17 protein-coding genes are annotated in these 18628 nt (G+C 71.7%); 11 read left to right on the forward strand and 6 right to left on the reverse strand.

Annotated elements, in window-relative coordinates:
* Positions 1-29: 29 nt before the first annotated feature.
* The gene (locus BXA11_RS25270; protein ID WP_076438458.1) at positions 30-251 is read right to left on the reverse strand and encodes an EF-hand domain-containing protein; all 222 of its coding nucleotides are present in this window, start codon (positions 249-251) and stop codon (positions 30-32) included.
* A gap of 94 nt (positions 252-345) precedes the next feature.
* On the reverse strand, positions 346-1161 hold the full coding sequence (locus BXA11_RS25275) for an RNA polymerase sigma-70 factor (protein WP_244303593.1): 816 nt from the start codon (positions 1159-1161) through the stop codon (positions 346-348).
* 443 nt (positions 1162-1604) lie between these two features.
* On the opposite strand from BXA11_RS25275, the gene BXA11_RS25280 reads away from it, so the two are divergent.
* Both BXA11_RS25280 and BXA11_RS25285 read left to right on the forward strand, forming a co-directional pair.
* On the forward strand, positions 1605-2036 hold the full coding sequence (locus BXA11_RS25280; protein WP_143734507.1) for a carboxymuconolactone decarboxylase family protein: 432 nt from the start codon (positions 1605-1607) through the stop codon (positions 2034-2036).
* A gap of 41 nt (positions 2037-2077) precedes the next feature.
* Positions 2078-2845, forward strand: a complete 768-nt coding sequence (locus BXA11_RS25285; RefSeq protein WP_076438461.1) for an SDR family oxidoreductase — start codon at positions 2078-2080, stop codon at positions 2843-2845.
* Positions 2846-2904: 59 nt separating this feature from the next.
* On the opposite strand, the gene BXA11_RS45660 is transcribed toward BXA11_RS25285, so the two are convergent.
* Positions 2905-5268, reverse strand: coding sequence for a GH1 family beta-glucosidase (locus tag BXA11_RS45660; RefSeq protein WP_076438463.1), 2364 nt, complete (start codon positions 5266-5268; stop codon positions 2905-2907).
* A 146-nt stretch (positions 5269-5414) separates the two neighbouring features.
* Between BXA11_RS45660 and BXA11_RS25295 the strand changes: the two genes are divergently transcribed.
* From BXA11_RS25295 to BXA11_RS25325, 7 genes are all read left to right on the forward strand, one after another.
* Positions 5415-7304, forward strand: a complete 1890-nt coding sequence (locus BXA11_RS25295; protein WP_076438465.1) for a glycosyltransferase family 2 protein — start codon at positions 5415-5417, stop codon at positions 7302-7304.
* 75 nt (positions 7305-7379) lie between these two features.
* The gene (locus BXA11_RS25300) at positions 7380-8429 is read left to right on the forward strand and encodes an energy-coupling factor ABC transporter permease (RefSeq protein ID WP_030510326.1); all 1050 of its coding nucleotides are present in this window, start codon (positions 7380-7382) and stop codon (positions 8427-8429) included.
* Positions 8430-8555: 126 nt separating this feature from the next.
* Positions 8556-9320: a cobalt ECF transporter T component CbiQ gene (gene cbiQ, locus BXA11_RS25305; protein ID WP_030510325.1), complete on the forward strand. Its 765-nt coding sequence runs from the start codon at positions 8556-8558 to the stop codon at positions 9318-9320.
* Entirely contained in the window at positions 9317-10069 is a 753-nt protein-coding gene (locus BXA11_RS25310; RefSeq protein WP_076438468.1) for an energy-coupling factor ABC transporter ATP-binding protein, read from the forward strand. The genes cbiQ and BXA11_RS25310 overlap by 4 nt, the downstream gene beginning before the upstream one ends.
* Positions 10070-10109: 40 nt before the next feature.
* Positions 10110-10457, forward strand: coding sequence for an STAS domain-containing protein (locus BXA11_RS25315; protein ID WP_030510322.1), 348 nt, complete (start codon positions 10110-10112; stop codon positions 10455-10457).
* A 33-nt stretch (positions 10458-10490) separates the two neighbouring features.
* A complete protein-coding gene (locus tag BXA11_RS25320) occupies positions 10491-11270 on the forward strand; it encodes an SDR family NAD(P)-dependent oxidoreductase (RefSeq protein ID WP_076438470.1) in 780 nt (259 codons plus the stop codon).
* 15 nt (positions 11271-11285) lie between these two features.
* The gene (locus BXA11_RS25325) at positions 11286-12083 is read left to right on the forward strand and encodes a crotonase/enoyl-CoA hydratase family protein (protein WP_051762170.1); all 798 of its coding nucleotides are present in this window, start codon (positions 11286-11288) and stop codon (positions 12081-12083) included.
* 132 nt (positions 12084-12215) lie between these two features.
* On the opposite strand, the gene BXA11_RS25330 is transcribed toward BXA11_RS25325, so the two are convergent.
* Together BXA11_RS25330 and BXA11_RS25335 are read right to left on the reverse strand one after the other, a co-directional pair.
* Positions 12216-13124 carry an SDR family oxidoreductase gene (locus BXA11_RS25330; RefSeq protein WP_076438472.1) on the reverse strand — a complete coding sequence of 303 codons (909 nt, stop codon included), beginning with the start codon at positions 13122-13124 and terminating at the stop codon, positions 12216-12218.
* Positions 13121-13723, reverse strand: coding sequence for a TetR/AcrR family transcriptional regulator (locus tag BXA11_RS25335; RefSeq protein ID WP_076438474.1), 603 nt, complete (start codon positions 13721-13723; stop codon positions 13121-13123). Before BXA11_RS25335 ends, BXA11_RS25330 begins: the two co-directional genes overlap by 4 nt.
* 134 nt (positions 13724-13857) lie before the next feature.
* Between BXA11_RS25335 and BXA11_RS25340 the strand changes: the two genes are divergently transcribed.
* On the forward strand, positions 13858-14478 hold the full coding sequence (locus BXA11_RS25340) for a rhomboid family intramembrane serine protease (protein ID WP_083744569.1): 621 nt from the start codon (positions 13858-13860) through the stop codon (positions 14476-14478).
* Positions 14479-14545: 67 nt separating this feature from the next.
* On the opposite strand, the gene serC is transcribed toward BXA11_RS25340, so the two are convergent.
* Entirely contained in the window at positions 14546-15664 is a 1119-nt protein-coding gene (gene serC / locus BXA11_RS25345; RefSeq protein WP_076438478.1) for a phosphoserine transaminase, read from the reverse strand.
* Between the two features lie 123 nt (positions 15665-15787).
* Here serC and BXA11_RS25350 point away from each other — a divergent pair, with 123 nt between their 5' ends.
* The gene (locus BXA11_RS25350) at positions 15788-18511 is read left to right on the forward strand and encodes an ABC transporter substrate-binding protein (RefSeq protein WP_076438480.1); all 2724 of its coding nucleotides are present in this window, start codon (positions 15788-15790) and stop codon (positions 18509-18511) included.
* The last annotated feature ends 117 nt before the right edge of the window (positions 18512-18628 follow it).

Here is an 18628-nt window from a genome sequence, read left to right on the forward strand (position 1 = left end):
GGAGGCGCACTTTTTGACCGACGAGCGTGTCAGTCGCGCGCTCCGGTCAGGCGGATGAACTCCTCCAGGGAGAACCGGCCGTCGGCGTCCACGTCGGCGACGCGGTCGAGCGCGCCGAGGGCCTCCGGCGGCAGGTCGGGAAAGTACGACCGCAGCTCCGCCTCGGTGATGAAGCCGTCACCGTCGCCGTCGATCGCCTCGAATTCGCGCTTGAGGGTCTCGAACCGCTCGTGGCTGAGATCTTGAGTCACAAGGACCTGCCTTCGCACCGGGGGACGACACCAGACAACCTATGCCGTACGGCGCGAAAGATCGATGGCAGGCCGAGCTTTGCGAACCGCGGCCTCAGCGGCTCACGGCGGTCTCCCGCTCCACATGCGACAGCTTCTCGGGATTGCGCACGTGGTAGACGCCGGTGACGTAGCCGTTCTCGAGCCGCATCGCCAGGACGCCGTCGATCTCCCCGTCGATCCGGACGAGCAGCCCCGGGCCGCCGTTGATCTGCACCGGCTCGGCCGACCTGTCGGCGTCGCGCCGCCACCAGCCGACGGCCAGCAAGCGAGCCACCTGGCCGACCCCAACGATGGGCCGAAGCAGGGCATGTTTGATTCCGCCGCCGTCGCTCAGGGCGACGACGTCCGGCGCGAGGATGTCGAGCAGGCTCTGCAGGTCGCCGGTTTCGACCGCTCGCTGGAAGGCCTGGAGTGCGGCCCGGGTCTCGGCCGGGGAGGCCATGCCGCGTGGCCGGCGCGCGGCGACGTGCGCCCGTGCCCGGTGGGCGATCTGGCGGACGGCGGCCTGGCTCTTGCCGACGGCTTCGGCGATCTCGTCGTAGTCCAGGTCGAACACCTCGCGCAGCACGAACACCGCCCGCTCGGTCGGTGCGAGGGTCTCCAGCACCAGCAGCATCGCCATCGAGACGCTGTCGGCCAGCTCGACGTCCTCGGCCACGTCGGGCGTGGTGAGCAGCGGCTCGGGCAACCACGGCCCGACGTAGGACTCCCTGCGGCGGCTGAGCGTACGCAGCCGGTCCAGCGCCTGCCGAGTGACGATCCGCACCAGAAAGGCGCGCTCCTCCCGCACGGTGTCCAGATCGACGCCCGCCCATCGCAGCCAGGTCTCCTGCAGGACGTCCTCGGCGTCGGCGGCCGAGCCGAGCATCTCGTAGGCGACGGTGAACAGCAGGTTGCGGTGGGCGACGAACGCCTCGGTGGCGGAATCCACGGCGTCCACGGCGTCCACAGCGGCGGCGCGATCGAGTGGCGCGGCTGTGTCCGTGGTTCGTCCGCTGCGCTCGCTCATGCCTGGCTCCTCCTGTTCGCTTCCAGCCCTGCCACACGCACGAGACGCCGGTCCCCGCCGTTCTGTGACACCCGTGATCGGTGGCTCACGTCACATGACCGCGTTGTCACAGGGGTCGGGGCACCGGCGTCTCGTGTTCGTCAGGACGCCGTGCGAACGATCCGGGCGGCACGCGACACCACGAATTGTGATCGAGAGAAGGGAAGGCATCGCCATGCCCACACCCCCGACAACCGGTACGACGACCGAACAGCAGGATCTCCGGTCGCGTATGCCCAATCCCCTTCCCCTTCGTTCCCGAGATGGCGGTGGTCGGCGAAGGTCTGCACAAGGTCATCAAGAACGGCTCGATTCCGCAGGTCACCATCCACCTGCTGCAGCTGCGCGCCGGGCAGCTGCTCGGCAGCACGTACTTCACCATCCGGGAGGCCGGCAACCTCCGCAAGGCCGGGGAGTCGGAGGAGCGCATCACCGCCGTGGCCACCTGGCGCGACGCCACCTACTTCACCGACGCCGAACGGGTCGCGCTGGAGCTCGTGGAGGCGGTCCTCACCCCGAACCCGTCCAGGGAGCGCGTCCCCGACGAGCTGTACGCCAAGGTGTCCGCCCACTACGACGACAAGGCGCTCTGGACGCTCATCATGGCGATCGCCCACATCGGCTTCTTCACCCCCGCCGCGCTCATCGCCAAGCCGATCCCCGGTATGCCTCCAGGCCGGAACTACAGCGAGTAACTCTCAGCCGAACCATTCAGTTCTCAAGAAAGGCATGGAACGTGAGCATCGACAAGTTCGCGGTGGCAGGAGCGACCGGGCGGCTGGGGCGCCACGTCGTCGACGTCCTCACTGAACGGGGCTACCAGGTCGTTCCGATGTCCCGAGCCACCGGCGTGGACGTCATCACCGGTGAAGGCCTCGCCGAGGCGCTCACGGGGGTCGATGTCATCATCGACGTCGCGTCGTGGCACGCCTCAGAACAGGAGGCGGCGACGGAGTTCTTCCGCACGTCTGCCCGCAACCTGCACGAGACCGGCCGGAAGGCGGGAGCCCGCCGGATCGTCATCGCATCCATCATCGGCATAGACAAGGCCACCGCCGGTTTCGGCGTCGCCAAGCAGGTGCACGAGGAGCTCAACCTGTCCGGCCCGCTGCCCGCTCGCATTCTGCGGGCCGCGCAGTTCCACGAATTCGTCGGTCAGCTCCTGGACTGGCAGCAGGGCGAGGTCGCCTACATTCCCAACTGGCCCAGCCGGCTCGTGGCCTGCCGCACCGTGGCCGAGGAGTTGGTCGACTTGGCCATTGACCCGGACGCGCCCGCCCAGCCCGCTCCCGGAACGCCCATCCCCGAGATCGCCGGGCCGCGCAAGGAGATCGTGTCCGAGGCGGCCGGACTCCTCGGCGCCCGCCGGGGCATCAAGGTCGTCGGCGTCGACAACCCCGGCCTGCCCGATGCCGAGTACGCCGCCGGCGGGGGCCTCCTGCCCAGCCCTCACGCCAAGCTCGCCGGCCCCACCTTCCAGGAGTGGCTCGACACCCAACCCTGACACGGGACGGAGCCGGCCGGGCATCCTGCGTTCCCTGGCAGCAGTACCGCCCGCGAGGGTCAGGCCGTGGCGCGGACCACCAGGCGTGTGGGGAGGACGACGGAGCTGGTGTGGCGGCCGTCGAGGCGGGACAGGAGCAGTCGCGCCAGGGCCAGGGCCTGGTCCGCGGCGGGCACCCGGACGGTGGTGAGCGCCGGGGTCGTGCAGGAGGCGGCGTGGATGTCGCCGAAGCCGACGACCGCCAGGTCTTCCGGCACCCGCAGCCCCTTCTCACGCGCCGCCTCCATCACGCCGATCGCCAGCTCGTCGGAGGTGGCGAACACGGCGTCCACGAGGGGCCGCGTCTGGTCGCCGGACAGCAGCTCGCGGGCCGCGGCGGCGCCCGACCCGCTGTCCAGGCCGGCGAGCGCGATCACCGGCCGCAGTCCGTCCTCGTGGAGCGTGGCCAGGTGCCCGGCGAGGCGGTCCTGTACGGCGACGAGGTCCATGGGGCCGCAGATCACCCCGATGCGGCGGCGGCCCCGGTCGAGAAGGTGCCGGGTGGCCGCCCTCGCGCCGCCCGCGTTGTCCACGTCCACGTGCGGCACGAGGGACGCGATCGCGGGCTTGCCGAGCAGCACGACCGGCACCCCGGTGCGGGCGAGCCGCTCGGTGAGCGTGTCCGGGCCGTCCGGGGGGACGAGCACGACCCCGTCGACCTGCCGCGCCTCCACGTGCCGGATGATGCGCCGATGGCTCTCGGCCGTGTCGGCGAGCATGAGGGTGATCTGCTTGCCGGCTCCTTCCAGGACGCTGGTGACGTACTGAACGACGGCGGAGGTCAGCGCCTCGCCGCCGTGCCGGGGGACCGACAGGACGAGCGCGACCGAGTCGGTCCGCCGGGTGACGAGGCTCCTGGCAGCGGCGTTGGGCACGTAGCCCAGCTCCTGCACGGCGCGCAGCACCGCGGCGCGCACGTCGGGGCTGACCCGCGCCTCCCCGTTCACGACCCGCGAGACCGTGGCCCGGGAGACGCCCGCACGGGCGGCGACGGTCTCGAGCGTGGGCCGCTTCGGCCGCTCGGCCCCGAGCCCGTTGCGCGCGATGACGTCGCGATACCACAGCGCGCTGTCCTTGAGCAGCCGCCGCTGCGTGGTGAAGTCGACGTGGACGATGCCGAACTTGCGCCGATAGCCGTCCGCCCATTCGACGCAGTCGAGCAGCGACCACAGCAGGTAGCCGCGGACCCGCGCGCCTTCGTCGATCGAGGTCCGCAGGGCGCGCAGGTGTTCCTCGACGAAGCTGATCCGGTCGACGTCGTGGATGCCGTCGGCGGTGACGACGTCCTCGAAGTCGGCGCCGTTCTCCGTGATCATCAGCTCGGTCTCGGGATACTCCTCCGACAGGCGCCGAAGGAGCAGGGACAGGCCGCTCGGCATGATGGGCCAGCCCATCGCGGTGACGGCCGTGGGCACGCTGCAGAACAGGACGCCCTCGCTGCCCGGGAAGGCCGGGTCGGCCGGGGCGCTGGGCTGGGCCTGCACCGCGATGGGCGTGTAGTAGTTGACGCCCAGCAGGTCGATGGGCCGGCCGATGAGGTCGAGGTCTCCGTCGTGGATGTGGCCGAGCCCGGCGGCCTTCTCGATCAGCGGCAGCAGCTCGGCGGGGTAGCGGCCGCGCAGCACCGGCTCCAGGAACTGGCGGTTGTGCAGGGCGTCGATCCGCGCCACCGCCTCGGCGTCCTCTTCGGGGATGCCGGTGGACATGTCCCCGAGTTGCGCGGGGGTGAGGACGGGGGAGAGGTTCAGCACGACGCCGGCCTTCGCGGCGCCCCGCGCGCGCAGCGCCTCCAGGCTCAGCCCGTGCGCGAGCAGCATGTGGTGGGCGCTGACGAAGGCGTCGGCCGCCGACCGCAGCCCCGGGGCGTGCACCCCCGAGGCGTGGCCGAGGAAGGCGGCGACCCACGGCTCGTTGAACGTGAACCAGGTGTCCACGCGGTCGCCGAGTCTGTCGTACACGACCTGGGCGTAGTCGGCGAAGCGGTGGGCGGTGTCGCGTGCGGCCCATCCCCCGGCGTCCTGCAGCGCCTGCGGCAGATCCCAGTGGTACAGCGTCGCGTACGGCGCGATGCCCGCCTGCAGCAACTCGTCCACGAGCCTGTCGTAGAAGTCGAGCCCCGGCCCGTTGACGTGACCGTGCCCCCCGGGCAGCACACGCGGCCAGCTGACCGAGAACCGGTAGGCGGCGAGGCCCAGGTCCTGCATCAGCCGGACGTCCTCCGGATGGCGCCCGTAGTGGTCGCAGGCCGGGTCGCCGTACCCCCCGCCCGCGAAGGCGTCCCAGATCGAGGGGCCCCGGCCGTCGCGGTCGGTGGCGCCCTCGATCTGGAACGCGGACGTGGACACTCCCCAGACGAAACCCTCTGGGAACAACGCGGTACGCATCGACGCGAAACCCCCGGTGACTCGGTGAGCGCTCAGTTTGCCGCCTCGCGCGCCGGACCCGCTACTCCGTACCTGCGAACCTGATTAGCGCGCCCGGCGCGGCGCAGACGGGGGTGGGGCGGGTCGTCGGCACATAATGAAAGGCAATGGATACGGGGAGTGACCAGGACGCCGATCGGGGGATCGACGTCAGCGTCGTCGTCCCGGCGTACAACCGCCGGGCGTCGCTCGACCGTTGCCTCACCTCGCTGCTCGTGCAGCGGGTCGCCAAGGAGATCGTGGTGGTCGACGGCGGCTCCCGGGACGGAACCCGCGCGCTGCTCGGCCTCTACGCCGCACACCACCCGCGACTGATCACCGTGATCCAGGACGCCCAGCCCGGCACGCCCGGCGGCGCCCGCAACCGTGGACTCGAGCGAGCGGCCGGCAGATTCGTCTTCTTCTGCGACGCGGGGGACCACCTCGCCCCCGACGCGCTGGCCCGCCTGGTGGCCGCGGCCGACCGGAACGGCGCCGACGTCGTCGTGGGAAGAGTCGCCGGCGCCCGCCAGGGACTGCGGGAGAGCGCCGACAGGGCCTCCTTAACCGCCGTCTACGACGATCTGTCCTGCTTCAAGCTCTTCCGCCGGGACTTCCTGGAACGGCACGCCATCCGGTTCGACGAGACGCAGCGGCGTGGCGAGGACATGACCTTCGCCGTCCACGCGTACTGCCACGCGCGGGTGATCTCGGTGGTCGCGGACGGGGACTGCTACCACGCGGAGGGCGGGGGCGAGGCGTCCGCGCGGGATCCGCTCGGCTGGCTGCGCGTGGTCCGCACACCCATCGAGGTCATGGTGCGGCACGTGCCGCCCGGCGCGCTGCGCGACCGCCTGCTCCTGCGGCACCTGCGCCGTGACGTGCTGGCCCAGCTCGGGGTGCCGTTCCTGGCGGCGTGCGAGGCCGAGCGCGAGAAGATCGCCGTCGAGGTGGCCGACATCTGCGGCCAGTGGCTGACGCCGGGCGTGCGCGCCGGTCTCGACGGCGTCGACGCCGCCCGCGTCGCCGCGCTCGACGACCCCGACCGGCTCGTACGGCTCGCGCTCGTCGAGGCGGCGCCGCTGCGGCATCGGCTGACCGGCGTCGAGTGGCGGGGCGACCGCCTGGTGATCGAGGGGTGGGCCGCCCTCGGCGACGCGGACGGCGCATCGGCCGGCGCGGGGCCGGACGGCGCCGCGCATGAAGGCGCCGCGCTGGACGGCACTTCGCTCAAGGGCGCTGTGCTGACCGGCACCGTGAGCCTGGTGTTGCGCGAGCGCATGTCGCGCCAGGAGCGCGTTCCTTTCGTGACCCGCGGCGGGACCGCCGCCTCGGGATCCTTCACCGCCGTGCTCGACGTGGCGGCGCTGCCGCCCGGAGTGTGGGACGTCCACGTGGCCGTGGAGTGCGAGGGGGCGCGCAGGCTCGCCCGGCTCGGCTCCCGCCGCGAACCCGGAGCGGGCGTTCCGGCCGCCCACCTGGTGGGCGGGGTAGTCGCGGTGCCCTTCCTCACCCGGTCCCACGGCCACCTCGGCCTCGACCTCGGAGGGCACGTCGTCCGGGTCCCCGCCGTCGTACGGCTGACGCGGACGTGGTGGCGGGGCAGGCGGCTGCGGGTGGAGGGCAGGGCGCTGGTGGGCGAGGAGGCCGCCGCCGCGGCCGTACGGCACCTGATCTGGCGCGAGCGGGCGTCGGGACGCGAACACCGTGAGCAGGCGATGGCGGTCGGGCCACGGGAGTTCGCGGCCGAGACGGCACGTCTGCGGCCCGGCATCTGGGACGCCTACCTCGAACTCGGCCTCGGCGGTCCTCCGGTGCGCTTCCCGGTCAAGGTCGCCGAGGCCGACACGCTGGACCGGCCCCTGCGGTGGTGGCGCGGCGCGCTGCGAGGGGGAGTGGCGCAGTGGACCGTCCGGCCGTACGCCACGGCGGTCAACCGGCGGCTCAGCGTGTCGGTGCGCGTGGCGACCCCGCTGACCGTGGTCAGGCGGATGGCCAGGACCCTGCGGCAGCGCTAATTGCGAATCATTTGCAACTACAACCCGGTGCTCTAAAGTGTGAGGAGATTCGCCCGTTTCGAAGGGGTTATAGCCGTGCACGTGCCCGATGGGTTCTTTGACGTCCCCGTGTCCGTCGGTGCCGGGGTCTTCGCGGCCGCAGGGGTGGCCGTATGCCTTCGGGGCGCCAAACGGGAGCTCGACGACAGGACCGCCCCCATGGCGGGTCTGGTGGCCGCGTTCATCTTCGCGGCGCAGATGCTCAACTTCCCCGTGGCGGCCGGCACCAGCGGTCACCTGCTCGGCGGGGCCCTGGCGGCGATACTCGTCGGGCCCTACACCGCCGTGTTATGCGTCGCGGTCGTGCTGCTCGTCCAGGGATTCTTCTTCGCCGACGGCGGCCTGACCGCGCTGGGCGTCAACATCACGCTGATGGCGATCGTGACCGCGGTCGTCGGCTGGGCGGTCTTCCGTTTGATCACCAGGGGTGCGCCGCGCGGGCGTGCGACTCTGGTGGCCGGGTCGTTCGTGGCGGCGCTGGTCTCCGTCCCCGCGGCGGCACTCGTGTTCACGGCTCTGTTCTGGCTCGGCGGCACCGCGCCGATCGAGCTGGGCTCGGTCGCGGCCGCGATGGGCGGCGTGCACCTGCTCATCGGGCTCGGCGAGGGTTTCATCACCGCGCTCACCGTGAGCAGCGTGCTGGCCGTGCGTCCCGACCTCGTGTACGGCGCGCGCGGGATGACCAGGGCGCTGACGCTGCGCACCGCCGAGGGGGATGTCCAGGTCGGGCCGGCGGCTCCGGAGGCTCCCTCGGCCGGGATGGGCCTGCGCCCGGTCCTGGTGGGCGGCGCGCTCGTGGCCGTGCTGCTGGCCGGCGTCGTCTCGTTCTACGCCTCCAGCGCCCCCGACGGGCTGGAGAAGGTGGCGGCCGACAAGGGCCTGAGCGCGCAGGAGAAGCCGCACACGGCGGAGAACGGCCCGCTGGCCGGATACAGCATCAAGGGCGTGGAGAACCAGCGGCTGTCCGGCGGCCTGGCCGGGGTGGCGGGGGTCGCGCTGACGGTCGTGGCCGGAGGCGGCGTGTTCTACGTCATCCGCCGCCGTCGGCGGGGAGCCGACGCGATGACGCCCGCGAGCGCCCGGTGAACCCTGTGACCCCGATGAGCTCGGTGAGCCGGGCGGACTTGCCGAGCACGGCGACGGCGAGGCCGTGAGCGCCCTGCCCGCATGCCGGGCAGGGCGGGTCGGCGATGATGACACGGTGAGTGCGAAGTGAGCGCCGGTCACCATCACCCGATCTACCGGCCCGCCGACACGCCCGTCCACCGGCTGCCGCCCCAGTGCAAGCTGGCGGCGGTCGTCGCGTTCGCGGTGTTCGTGGTCGCCACGCCGCGCGAGCGCTTCTGGGCGTTCGCCGTCGACGCGCTGCTGCTGGCCGCCGTCGCGGCCGCCGCCCGGGTGCCGGCGGGTGCGATCGTGCGGCGCATGGCGGTCGAGGTGCCGTTCGTGCTGTTCGCGCTGGCGATTCCGCTGATCGGCACGGGCGAGCGGGTCCAGGTGCTCGGCCTGTCGTTGAGCGCCCCCGGCCTGTGGGCGGCCTGGAACATCCTGGCCAAGGCCACCTTGGGGGTGGTCGCCTCGATTCTGCTGGCGGCCACGACCGAACCCCGCATGATGCTGCTCGGCGCCGAGCGGCTGCGGCTGCCCCGGCTGCTCGTGCAGATCGCGACGTTCATGCTGCGCTACCTGGACGTGATCCTCGACCAGATGCGGCGCATGCGGGTCGCCAGGGAGTCGCGGGGATTCGTCGCCAGGGACCTCAGGCAGGCTCCCGTGCTGGCGAAGTCGGCGGGCGCCCTGTTCATTCGCTCGTATGAGCGGGGGGAGCGGGTCCACCTCGCCATGCTGAGCCGCGGCTACACGGGTGAGATGCCAACGATTAGGGATATATCGGCAACTGGGCGAGACTGGGCGATGGCGGGCATGCTGCCTTGCCTCGCCGCGGTGACGGCCCTACTGGCGTGGAGCACGACATGACCTCCGGCAGCCCCTCGCTCACGGTGAGCAGGCTCGCGTACGCCTACCCCGACGGGACGCAGGCGTTGTACGGCGTGGACCTGACGATCGAGCGGGGGGAGCGGGTCGCCCTGCTCGGCCCGAACGGCGCGGGCAAGACCACCCTCGTCATGCACCTCAACGGCATCCTCACAGCCGGCCACGGGACGGTCGAGGTGGCCGGGCTCCCCGTACGCGCGGACACCCTGCGGGAGATCCGCCGCCGGGTCGGGCTGGTGTTCCAGGATCCGGACGACCAGCTCTTCATGCCGACCGTGCGGGAGGACGTCGCGTTCGGCCCGGCCAACCTCGGGCTGCGCGGCGCGGAACTCGACCGCCGCGTGCGCGACGCGCTGGAGCGGGTCGGCATGCTGGACGCGATCGACCGGCCGCCGCACCACCTGTCCTTCGGCCAGCGCCGGCGGGTGGCGGTGGCCACGGTGCTGGCGATGGAGCCGGAGATTCTCGTCCTCGACGAGCCGTCGTCGAATCTCGACCCGGCGTCCCGCCGCGAGCTGGCCGAGATCCTCAAGAGCCTGGACGTGACCGTGCTGATGGTCACCCACGACCTGCCGTACGCGCTGGAGCTGTGTGAGCGTTCGCTCGTCATGTCCGAGGGGGTGATCGCGGCCGACGGACCGACGCGTGCGCTGCTCGCCGACGAGCGGTTGCTGGCCGCGCACCGGCTCGAACTTCCCTACGGCTTCGCCGTCCCTGCTCAGCCGGGGTGATGGATAAGTAAAGTGGGCCGGAGCTGAGGAGGTCCCGACGATGAAGCTGCGGCTCGCGCGCCAATCGCTTTCCAACGCCGTCGTGGTGGTGGCGGTGGAGGGGGAGCTCGACCTGTTCACGGCGCCGTTCCTGCGTGACGAGATACGGGACGCCATACGCGACGACGGCCCGACGCTCGTGCTGGACCTCGGCGAGCTGTCGTTCATGGACTCGAGTGGGCTGAGCGTGCTCATCGAGGCCTGGCGGCTCGCCACGAGCGAGGGCGGCGGGGTGTGCCTCGCCTCACCGCAGCCTCCGGTGGCCCGCATCCTGCGCACGACCGGCCTGGACCGGCGCATCAAGGTCTACCCCGACGTCGATACCGCGATTTTGCAGCACCCCGAGTAGAACTTCATTCGGTTCGCGCGTTAAGGTCCGGCTATGGATCTGAACGGAGCAGCAGCAATCATCTCGGGCGGTGCCAGCGGCCTCGGCGAGGCCACGGCCCGCGAGCTGGCCCGCGTGGGCGCGACCGTGGTCGTGGCCGACCTGAACGCGGAGCGCGGCAAGGCGCTGGCCGACGAGATCGGCGGCGTGTTCGCCCACACCGACGTGTCCGACGAGGCGTCGGTGCAGGCCGCGGTGGAGACGGCGGTCGCCACCGGCAAGCCGTTGCGCGCCGTGATCAGCAGCGCCGGCATCGGCTGGGCGCAGCGCACCGTCGGACGGGACGGCTCCCCCCACGACCTGGCGTCCTACCGCAGGGTGATCGACGTCAACCTGATCGGCACCTTCAACCTCATGCGCATCGGCGCGGCGGCCATGGCCGCGACCGAGCCGGTGGACGAGGACGGCGCCCGCGGCGTCGTCATCAACACCGCGTCGGTGGCGGGCATCGAAGGTCAGACGGGCCAGGTGGCGTACTCCGCGTCCAAGGGCGGCATCATCGGCATGACCCTCCCCGCGGCCCGCGACCTCGCGGCCATCGGCGTCCGCGTGCTGACCATCGCCCCGGGCATCATCGACACCCCGATCTACGGGAAGATCGGCGACAAGAACGCCGAGGAGTTCAAGGCCAAGCTCATCGGGCCGGTGGCGTTCCCCAAGCGGCTCGGCAAGGCCTCCGAGTTCGGCCACCTGGTGCGCGCGCTGATCGAGAACGACTACATGAACGGCGAGGTCATCCGCTTCGACGGCGGCATCCGCTTCCAGCCCAAGTAAGCCGAGTGAGGTCAGGTGTCCGAGGTCAACTCCGGGCCGGCCGCCGAGCCGGACGAGGTACTCGTAGAGATCGTCGACGGCGGCGTGGCCGTCGTCACCATCAACCGGCCCAGGGCCAGGAACGCCGTGAACGGCGCGGTGGCGCGCGGGATCGCGGCCGCCCTGGACGAGCTGGACGAAAGTCCCGACGTGTCCGCGATCGTCCTCACCGGGGCCGGCGGCACGTTCTCCGCAGGCATGGACCTGAAGGGTTTCCTCACCGGTGACATGCCGGTGGTCGAGGGCCGGGGCTTCGGCGGCATCACCGAGGCGCCGCCGAAGAAGCCGATCCTCGCCGCGGTCGAGGGGTACGCGCTGGCCGGGGGCTTCGAGCTGGCGCTGTCGTGCGACATCGTCGTGGCGTCCGAGGAGGCCAAGTTCGGCCTGCCGGAGCCCAAGCGCGGCCTGGTCGCCGGCGCGGGCGGGATCATGCGGCTGCCGCGCCGGATCCCGTATCACGTCGCCATGGAGATCGCCCTCACCGGCGACCACTACCCGGCCGCCCGGCTGTACGAGCTGGGCCTGGTCAACCGGATCACGTACCCGGGCGAGGCGCTCAACGGCGCGCTCGAACTGGCCCGCACGATCGCCGCGAACGCGCCGCTGGCGCTCGCCGCGACCAAGCGGATCATCGTCGAGTCGGCCGACTGGTCGCGCGAGGAGATGTTCCGCAGGCAGGGCGAGATCATGGCGCCCGTCTTCGGCTCGAAGGACGCGATGGAGGGCGCGGCGGCCTTCGCCGAGAAGCGCGCTCCCGTCTGGAAGGGCGAGTGACCACACCCCTCGCAGGACCGTTCGGGGCGCTCCGGCCAGGGGCGCCCCGAGCCATCTCCGGGGGCGGCGGGTCAGCGCGAAACCGCGACAGCGCGAAACCGGGTCAGCGTGAGCCAGCCAGTACGAGCCGGGTCAGAGCGGGTCGCCGAGGGGACCGTGCTCCTCTTCCAGGACGTCGGCCCAGTGGGCGGCCCAGTCTGGCTGGGCGCCGTCCGCGTCGGTGAATCCGTACTCCTTGTACAGACCCCAGGTGGCCAGGGCGCGTCCGGTCTTGGTCATGACGCCGGGGTCGGCGGCCAGGGCGGCGACGGCCCGTCCCAGGTAGGCGGGGGTCTCGGAGTGGGCGAAGTGCGGATCCTGCGCGACCGCGTCCCGCCAGGCGGCCTCGGTCACGCCGAAGTGGTCGAGCATCGCCTCCGAACGCAGGAAGCCCGGCGTCACGGCCACGGCCGCCACGCCGTACGGCTTCAGCTCGGCGGCCTGAGCGACGGCGAGGCGGATCACGGTGGACTTGGCGATGTCGTAGAAGAACGAGCCGCGATAGCGGGCGGTGTTGCCGTCGGTGACCTCCACGACCAGGCCGCTCCGGCGGGCGACCATCAACGGAAGCGCGAACCTGCTCGTGACGATGTGCGTGTCCACCGCCCGGCGCAGCAACCGCAGGCCGGTGTCGAGGTCCTGCTCCCACAGGGGATGCTCCCAGTCGGTCAGCGCGTCGCCGCCCCACACCGAGTTGACCAGGACGTCGAGCCGCCCGTCCTGCTCGGCGGCGATGCGGTCGACCAGGGCGCGCACCTCCCCGGGGTCGCTGTGGTCGGTGCGCACGGCGATGCCGGTGCCGCCGGCGGCGGTGACCCGTGCCGCGGTCTCCTCGACGGTCTCCGGGCGGTCCAGGTCGGAGCGGCCGGCCGTGCTGCTGCGGCCGGTGACGTAGACCGTGGCGCCCGCGGCCCCGAGCTCGACGGCGATTCCGCGTCCGCCGCCCCGCGTGCCTCCGGCCACCAGGGCGACCTTCCCGGCGAGCGGCTGTCTGTCGTTCACGACGTCTCCTTCGAACGGGTATAGGGCGACAGGAGCGCGGTGACCGCCCGCCGGAGCCGCTCCTGCAGCGTGCCCTGCCGGTCGAGAGCCCAGGTCAGGCCGGTGCCGGCGATCAGCGCCTGGACGGACTCGGCCAGCGCGGCGGTGTCGGTCCCGGTCCGCAGCTCTCCTTCGGCCACCGCCTCGTCGAGCAGGGCCAGGATCGCCCTTCGCTGCGCCTCGTGGACGGCCAGGGCGTACTCGTGCAGCTCCTGATCGGTGAGGTCCATGCACAAGAACGCCAGGTGGTTGGCGAAGCGCTCCGGGGTGTCCATGAGGGCCATCGACTCCTCGGCCAGCGCCGTCAGCGCATCCAGAGACGAAGGACGCCTCCGCCGCAGCCGCTCGTGGTGAGCCTCCGCCTCGTGTGCGGACTGCCTCGCGAGCGCCACCAGCAGCCCCCGCTTGGACCCGAAGCGCTGCACGAGGGTGCCGGGCACGAGCCCCACCTCGTCGGCGACGGCGGCGAGGGTCAGCCCGGCGGGACCCACCTTGCCGATCACCTCGGCCACCGCACGCAGGATCACCGAATCGTCCACTCCGCGGGGTCGTCCCGCCACCGGTCCCTCCCATTGATAAATGACTGTTCATTTATTAATACCGCCGTCTGGTCTCTCCTCGCAACCCGGCGGCATGATCCCGGTGGATCGGGGCAGTCCGCTCGTTTGTGAGCGGGACTGCGTACGGTGAAACCATGAGTGATTCCGGGCCCGGGCTTCCCCGGCCGGGCCGGTCGATGCGGGAGCGGACGACCGCGCTGCTCACCGGTGCCCTCGGCAGCGCGATCCTGATGATCGTGCTCGTCGCGGTGATGTGGGCGATCGAGATCGTCGACTACGTGGAGAACGGGCGGCTCGACAGGTACGGCATCATCGCCCACGAGCCGGACGGCCTGCCCGGGATCCTGTTCGCGCCGTTCCTGCACGCCGGGTTCGGCCATCTGATGGCGAACTCGGTGCCGCTGCTGATCCTGGGGTTCGTGGCCGCCATCAGGGGGATCGGCAGGTTTCTCGCGGCGAGCCTGGTCGTCATCCTGGTCAGCGGGCTGGGCGTGTGGTTCACCAGCCCGCCGGACACACTGACGATCGGCGCGAGCGGCCTCGTCTTCGGATATTTCGGTTATGTGGTGGCCCGGGGATTGTTCGACCGCCGGACCCTCGACATCGTGCTCGGCGTCGTGGTCGCGGTGCTCTACTACTCGATCCTGTGGGGGGCCCTGCCCACCCAGCCGGGCGTCTCCTGGCAGGGCCACCTGTTCGGCCTCATCGGCGGCGTGATCGCCGCCTGGCTGCTACGCCGCCGCAGAGCGGCCTGACCCGCTAACGCGAGAAGGCCGACGGTCCGTGGACCGTCGGCCGGAGCGGCGGCCGCCGTGAGAACCGCTAGAGACGCTCGACCACGTAGTCGACGCAGGTGGTCAGCGCCTCGACGTCGGCGGGGTCGATCGCCGGGAACATCGCGATCCGCAGCTGGTTGCGGCCGAGCTTGCGGTAGGGCTCGGTGTCCACGATGCCGTTGGCCCGCAGCACCTTCGCGACCGCCGCGGCGTCGACGGCGTCGTCGAAGTCGATGGTCCCGACGACGTTGGAGCGCTGCGCCGGGTCGGCCACGAACGGCGTGGTGTACGACGTCTTGTCGGCCCAGGTGTACAGCCGCGAGGCGGAGTCGGCCGACCGGGCGGTGGTCCAGCCGAGGCCGCCCTGGGCGTTCATCCAGTCGATCTGGTCGGCCAGCAGGAACAGCGTGGCGACCGCCGGGGTGTTGTACGTCTGGTCCTTGACCGAGTTGTCGATCGCGGTCGGCAGGCTGAAGAACTCGGGGACGAACCGGCCGCTATCGGCGATCTCCGTCACCCGGGCCAGCGCCTTGGGCGAGAACAGCGCGATCCACAGGCCGCCGTCGGAGGCGAAGCTCTTCTGCGGGGCGAAGTAGTAGACGTCGAACTCCTCCGCGGAGACCGGCAGGCCGCCGGCGCCGCTGGTGGCGTCCACGAGGACCAGCGACTCGTCGTCCGCGCCGGTCGGCCGCTTGATCGGCATGGCGACGCCGGTGGAGGTCTCGTTGTGGGTGAGCGCGTAGACGTCCACGCCCTCCTCGGCGACCGGCAGCGGGTGGCTGCCCGGCTCCGACTTGATCACCGAAGGGTCGGCGAGCCAGGGAGCCTTCTTCGCGACCGTCGCGAACTTGGAGGAGAACTCCCCGAAGTGCAGGTGCTGCGACTTCTCCCGGATCAGCCCGAAGGACGCGATGTCCCAGAACGCCGTGGTGCCGCCGTTGCCCAGCACGACCTCGTACCCCTCCGGGAGGGAGAACAGGTCGGTGAGCCCGGCGCGGACGCGGGCGACGAGGTTCTTCACCGGCTTCTGCCGGTGGGAGGTGCCCATCACCTTCGCCCCGGCGTCGGCGAGAGCGGCCAGCTGCTCGGGGCGTACCTTCGAGGGCCCGCAGCCGAAGCGGCCGTCGGCGGGCTTGATGTCAGCGGGAATCACGATGTCAGCCACGGTTCAAGCCTAGTGAGACCTGCGGATGCTCTAGACCATGGTCCGGATCGTGAGACATCATGGTCTGGTTTTAAGATCACGTAGCACCTCAAGAATGGACTCCGCCCCCCGGGAGACATCCGCGTGGCCGACCCGCACGCCGTAATCGAGGCACTGGTTCGCAGGCCGTTCTTCTGGCGCTCCGACCGCCCCCTGCCCCTCGTTCTCGTGGTCGGCCGCGACGGCGGCGCCTTCGACGCGGCCCGGCGGCTCGCCGCGCCCTTCGAGGACTTCCTCCCGCAGGCCACGGTCAGGGCGGGGGAGTACGACACGCTGCGCGAGCTGGTCGAGGCGCTGGCGGGGGAGCACGGGCAGCTCGGCAAGCCGGTCGGCGGCTCGTTCCTGCCGCCGCCGCGGTTTCCGCTCGTCCAGTTCGTGCTGTGGGCGCGCCGCCAGCGCGAGGAACCACCTCCGGGGGAGCCGGTCGACGTGCCCGGCCGGATCTGGCCGCCCGACCCCCAGTCGCGTACGGGCCAGGAGGCGTTCAAGGAGCGGCTCAAGGACTGGCGCAGGGGCAGGTACGGCGGCGACCGGGGGCGCAGGACCGCGGCGGACTTCCTCGGCCGCGCGGCCACCACCTGGGTGCCGGTGGGCACGCTCGCCGCCTGGTCGCTCGGTGGCGCCTCCGACCTGGTCGGCCTGATCCCGTGGGCGCTCGGCGTGCTCGTCGCCGTCGTCGGCACGTTGATCCAGGCCATGCTGTCGATCCGGGGGTCGTTCTTCAACGGCTGGTTCAGGAAGCAGCCCTACCTGGCCAGGAAGCCCTTCGAGCGCCTGCCGAAGTACGCGCTGCGCATCGCCAACGCGAGCGAGGCGGAGGTCGAGCGGCTGCTCGTCCACGCCTTGTGCCAGGACCTGCGCCAGGCCTACCAGAAGTGGCTGATCCCGTGGCCGAGCTGGGGGCGCGGCCTCTACGCGATGCTGGTCCTCGACGCGCGGTGGTCCGGCGACGTCAACGAGCGGTTCCTGCGCACGCTGGAGGAGTCGGTCGAGGAGACCGGGCTGCTGCCGCCGCTCCTGGTGATGGCCGCGGTGCCCGAGTCGTTCGCGCCGGGCCACCGCCCGGTCACCGCGGGCCGGCTGGCGGACCTGCCCGCGCTCGTGGCGGCGTGGCGGACGGCGGCGCGGCGGCGGGTGCCGCCGCTGCGGCTCATGGTCAGCACGCCCGAGATGCCGGTGGACGACGACTACCGGCCGCATCTGCTGGCCCCCCGGCTACGGGCGGTCGGCTACTGGTGCGTGATGGCGCTGCTGCTGATCGGCCCCGTCGTCCTGCTGGGACGCATTCAGCAGGACCGGAACGCGCACTGCGGCGGCCTGTTCTGGGTCGAGCGCATCGGCAAGGAGTGCGTCGGAGTCGTGAACGCCGGCGGCCCTTCCCCGGACGGGCTCTTCCCGTCGAAAGAGATAACGAAGCTGGTCGCCCAGATCGACCAGAACAACGCCCTGGCCAGGGAGGCCGGGACGTACGTGAGCGTGGTGCTGTTCGGCGAGTACTCCGTCGCGCAGGACCAGAACGACAGCGCGTTCGTCGGGGCACGGGCGGAGCTCACGGCGGTGCAGGAGTACCAGCAGGGCGTCTCGGGCGCGCCCCGCCTCCAGGTGCTGGTGGCCAACGCCGGCACGAACTTCGACCAGGGGCGGCGTACGGCGGAGCTCGTGAGCGAGATGGCGGCCGAGGACCCTCGCGTGCTCGGGGTGATCGGCTTCCAGCGCAGCGTCAGCGGCGTCGAGGACGCCATCCAGACCCTGCACACGGCGAAGATCCCGATGCTGGTGACCACCGCGACGGCGGACCGGCTCGGGTATGTGCCGGACGGGTCCGCGGGCTCCGACTACCCCTCGCCGTACGTGTTCCGGCTGGGGTCGTCGAACCGGCGGCAGGCGCGGCTGGCCGTCCGGTTCGCCCGCGAGCGGCTCCTCGGTGCTGTGCCCGAGCCGACCGCGGTGGTCGTCAAGGACCAGACGGACAACGACAACTACACGAACAACCTCGCCGACGACTACGTGAGCGAGGCCCGGGCGGCGAAGATCAGGATCGCCGAAAGCGTCCCGTACAAGGACCGGGGGACCGGGATGGACATGGCGGTGAGCCGGGCCTGCGGCCGCCGGCCCGACCTGCTCCTCTACGCGGGGCGCGCGGCCGACTTCCTCGACTTCCTCCGCTACGTCGAGGGCAAGGACTGCGGCAAGGAACAGATCAAGGTCCTCGCGGGCGACGACGTCATCAAGGCGGTGGCCAACAGCGGCGCCGCGATCGGCGACTACCGGCGTGTCCAGGTCTACTACGCGGCGCTGGCGAGCCGCGAACTGTGGCGTGACGGCGCGGCGGCGCCCACGGGTTTCGTCCAGGGCCTGCTGGGCGGCCGGCACGCGAAGGAGTCCGACGACAACCTCATCCTCAGCTACGACGCCGTCAAGCTGTTCTACGAGCGCGTCAACGCGGCCTACCGGGGCGGGCTGCCCAGCAGGGGAGACGTGCTCTACCAGATCTCCCTCGTCTCCCCGCGCGACAGGTGGAACGGTTCCAGCGGGGTGATCTCCTTCGGCGCCACCGTCCACGAGCCCGAGAACAAGGCCATCGCGATCCTGAAAGTGACCGATTCGGGGAAGTCCGAGGTCGCGGTGCGCTGCGGGCGCCTGGCGACCACCGAGCCCGAGGACACCAGGAGCATCTGCCTGGACCTCGACGGGGAGCGCGCGGCCCAGAACGCGCCGGCGGCGGGCTCGCCCCCGGCCTCGCCCGGGAGCCGGCCCGCGAGCCCGTCCGCGCCGCCGGGCCGGGACGCCGCGGACTCCGGCCGATGACGCGTCCGGACGCGCAAACGGCCCGCTCCCCGGAAGGAGCGGGCCGTCAAGCGTACGGTGTACGGGCGGGGCCCTGTGGTCTCTCGGAGCTTGTGGCACGCCGCAGGGCCGCGACCC

The organism is Microbispora rosea (genome assembly GCF_900156315.1).
GTDB lineage: Bacteria > Actinomycetota > Actinomycetes > Streptosporangiales > Streptosporangiaceae > Microbispora > Microbispora rosea.

Excerpts from the sequence above, each read along its gene's own strand:
- BXA11_RS25275 (WP_244303593.1), bottom strand. The coding sequence starts at position 1,161 with ATGCTCGGCTCGGCCGCCGACGCCGAGGACGTCCTGCAGGAGACCTGG.
- BXA11_RS25310 (WP_076438468.1), top strand. The coding sequence starts at position 9,317 with ATGACCTCCGGCAGCCCCTCGCTCACGGTGAGCAGGCTCGCGTACGCC.
- BXA11_RS25280 (WP_143734507.1), top strand. The coding sequence starts at position 1,605 with ATGGCGGTGGTCGGCGAAGGTCTGCACAAGGTCATCAAGAACGGCTCG.
- BXA11_RS25340 (WP_083744569.1), top strand. The coding sequence starts at position 13,858 with ATGAGTGATTCCGGGCCCGGGCTTCCCCGGCCGGGCCGGTCGATGCGG.
- BXA11_RS25315 (WP_030510322.1), top strand. The coding sequence starts at position 10,110 with ATGAAGCTGCGGCTCGCGCGCCAATCGCTTTCCAACGCCGTCGTGGTG.
- BXA11_RS45660 (WP_076438463.1), bottom strand. The coding sequence starts at position 5,268 with ATGCGTACCGCGTTGTTCCCAGAGGGTTTCGTCTGGGGAGTGTCCACG.
- BXA11_RS25320 (WP_076438470.1), top strand. The coding sequence starts at position 10,491 with ATGGATCTGAACGGAGCAGCAGCAATCATCTCGGGCGGTGCCAGCGGC.
- BXA11_RS25295 (WP_076438465.1), top strand. The coding sequence starts at position 5,415 with ATGGATACGGGGAGTGACCAGGACGCCGATCGGGGGATCGACGTCAGC.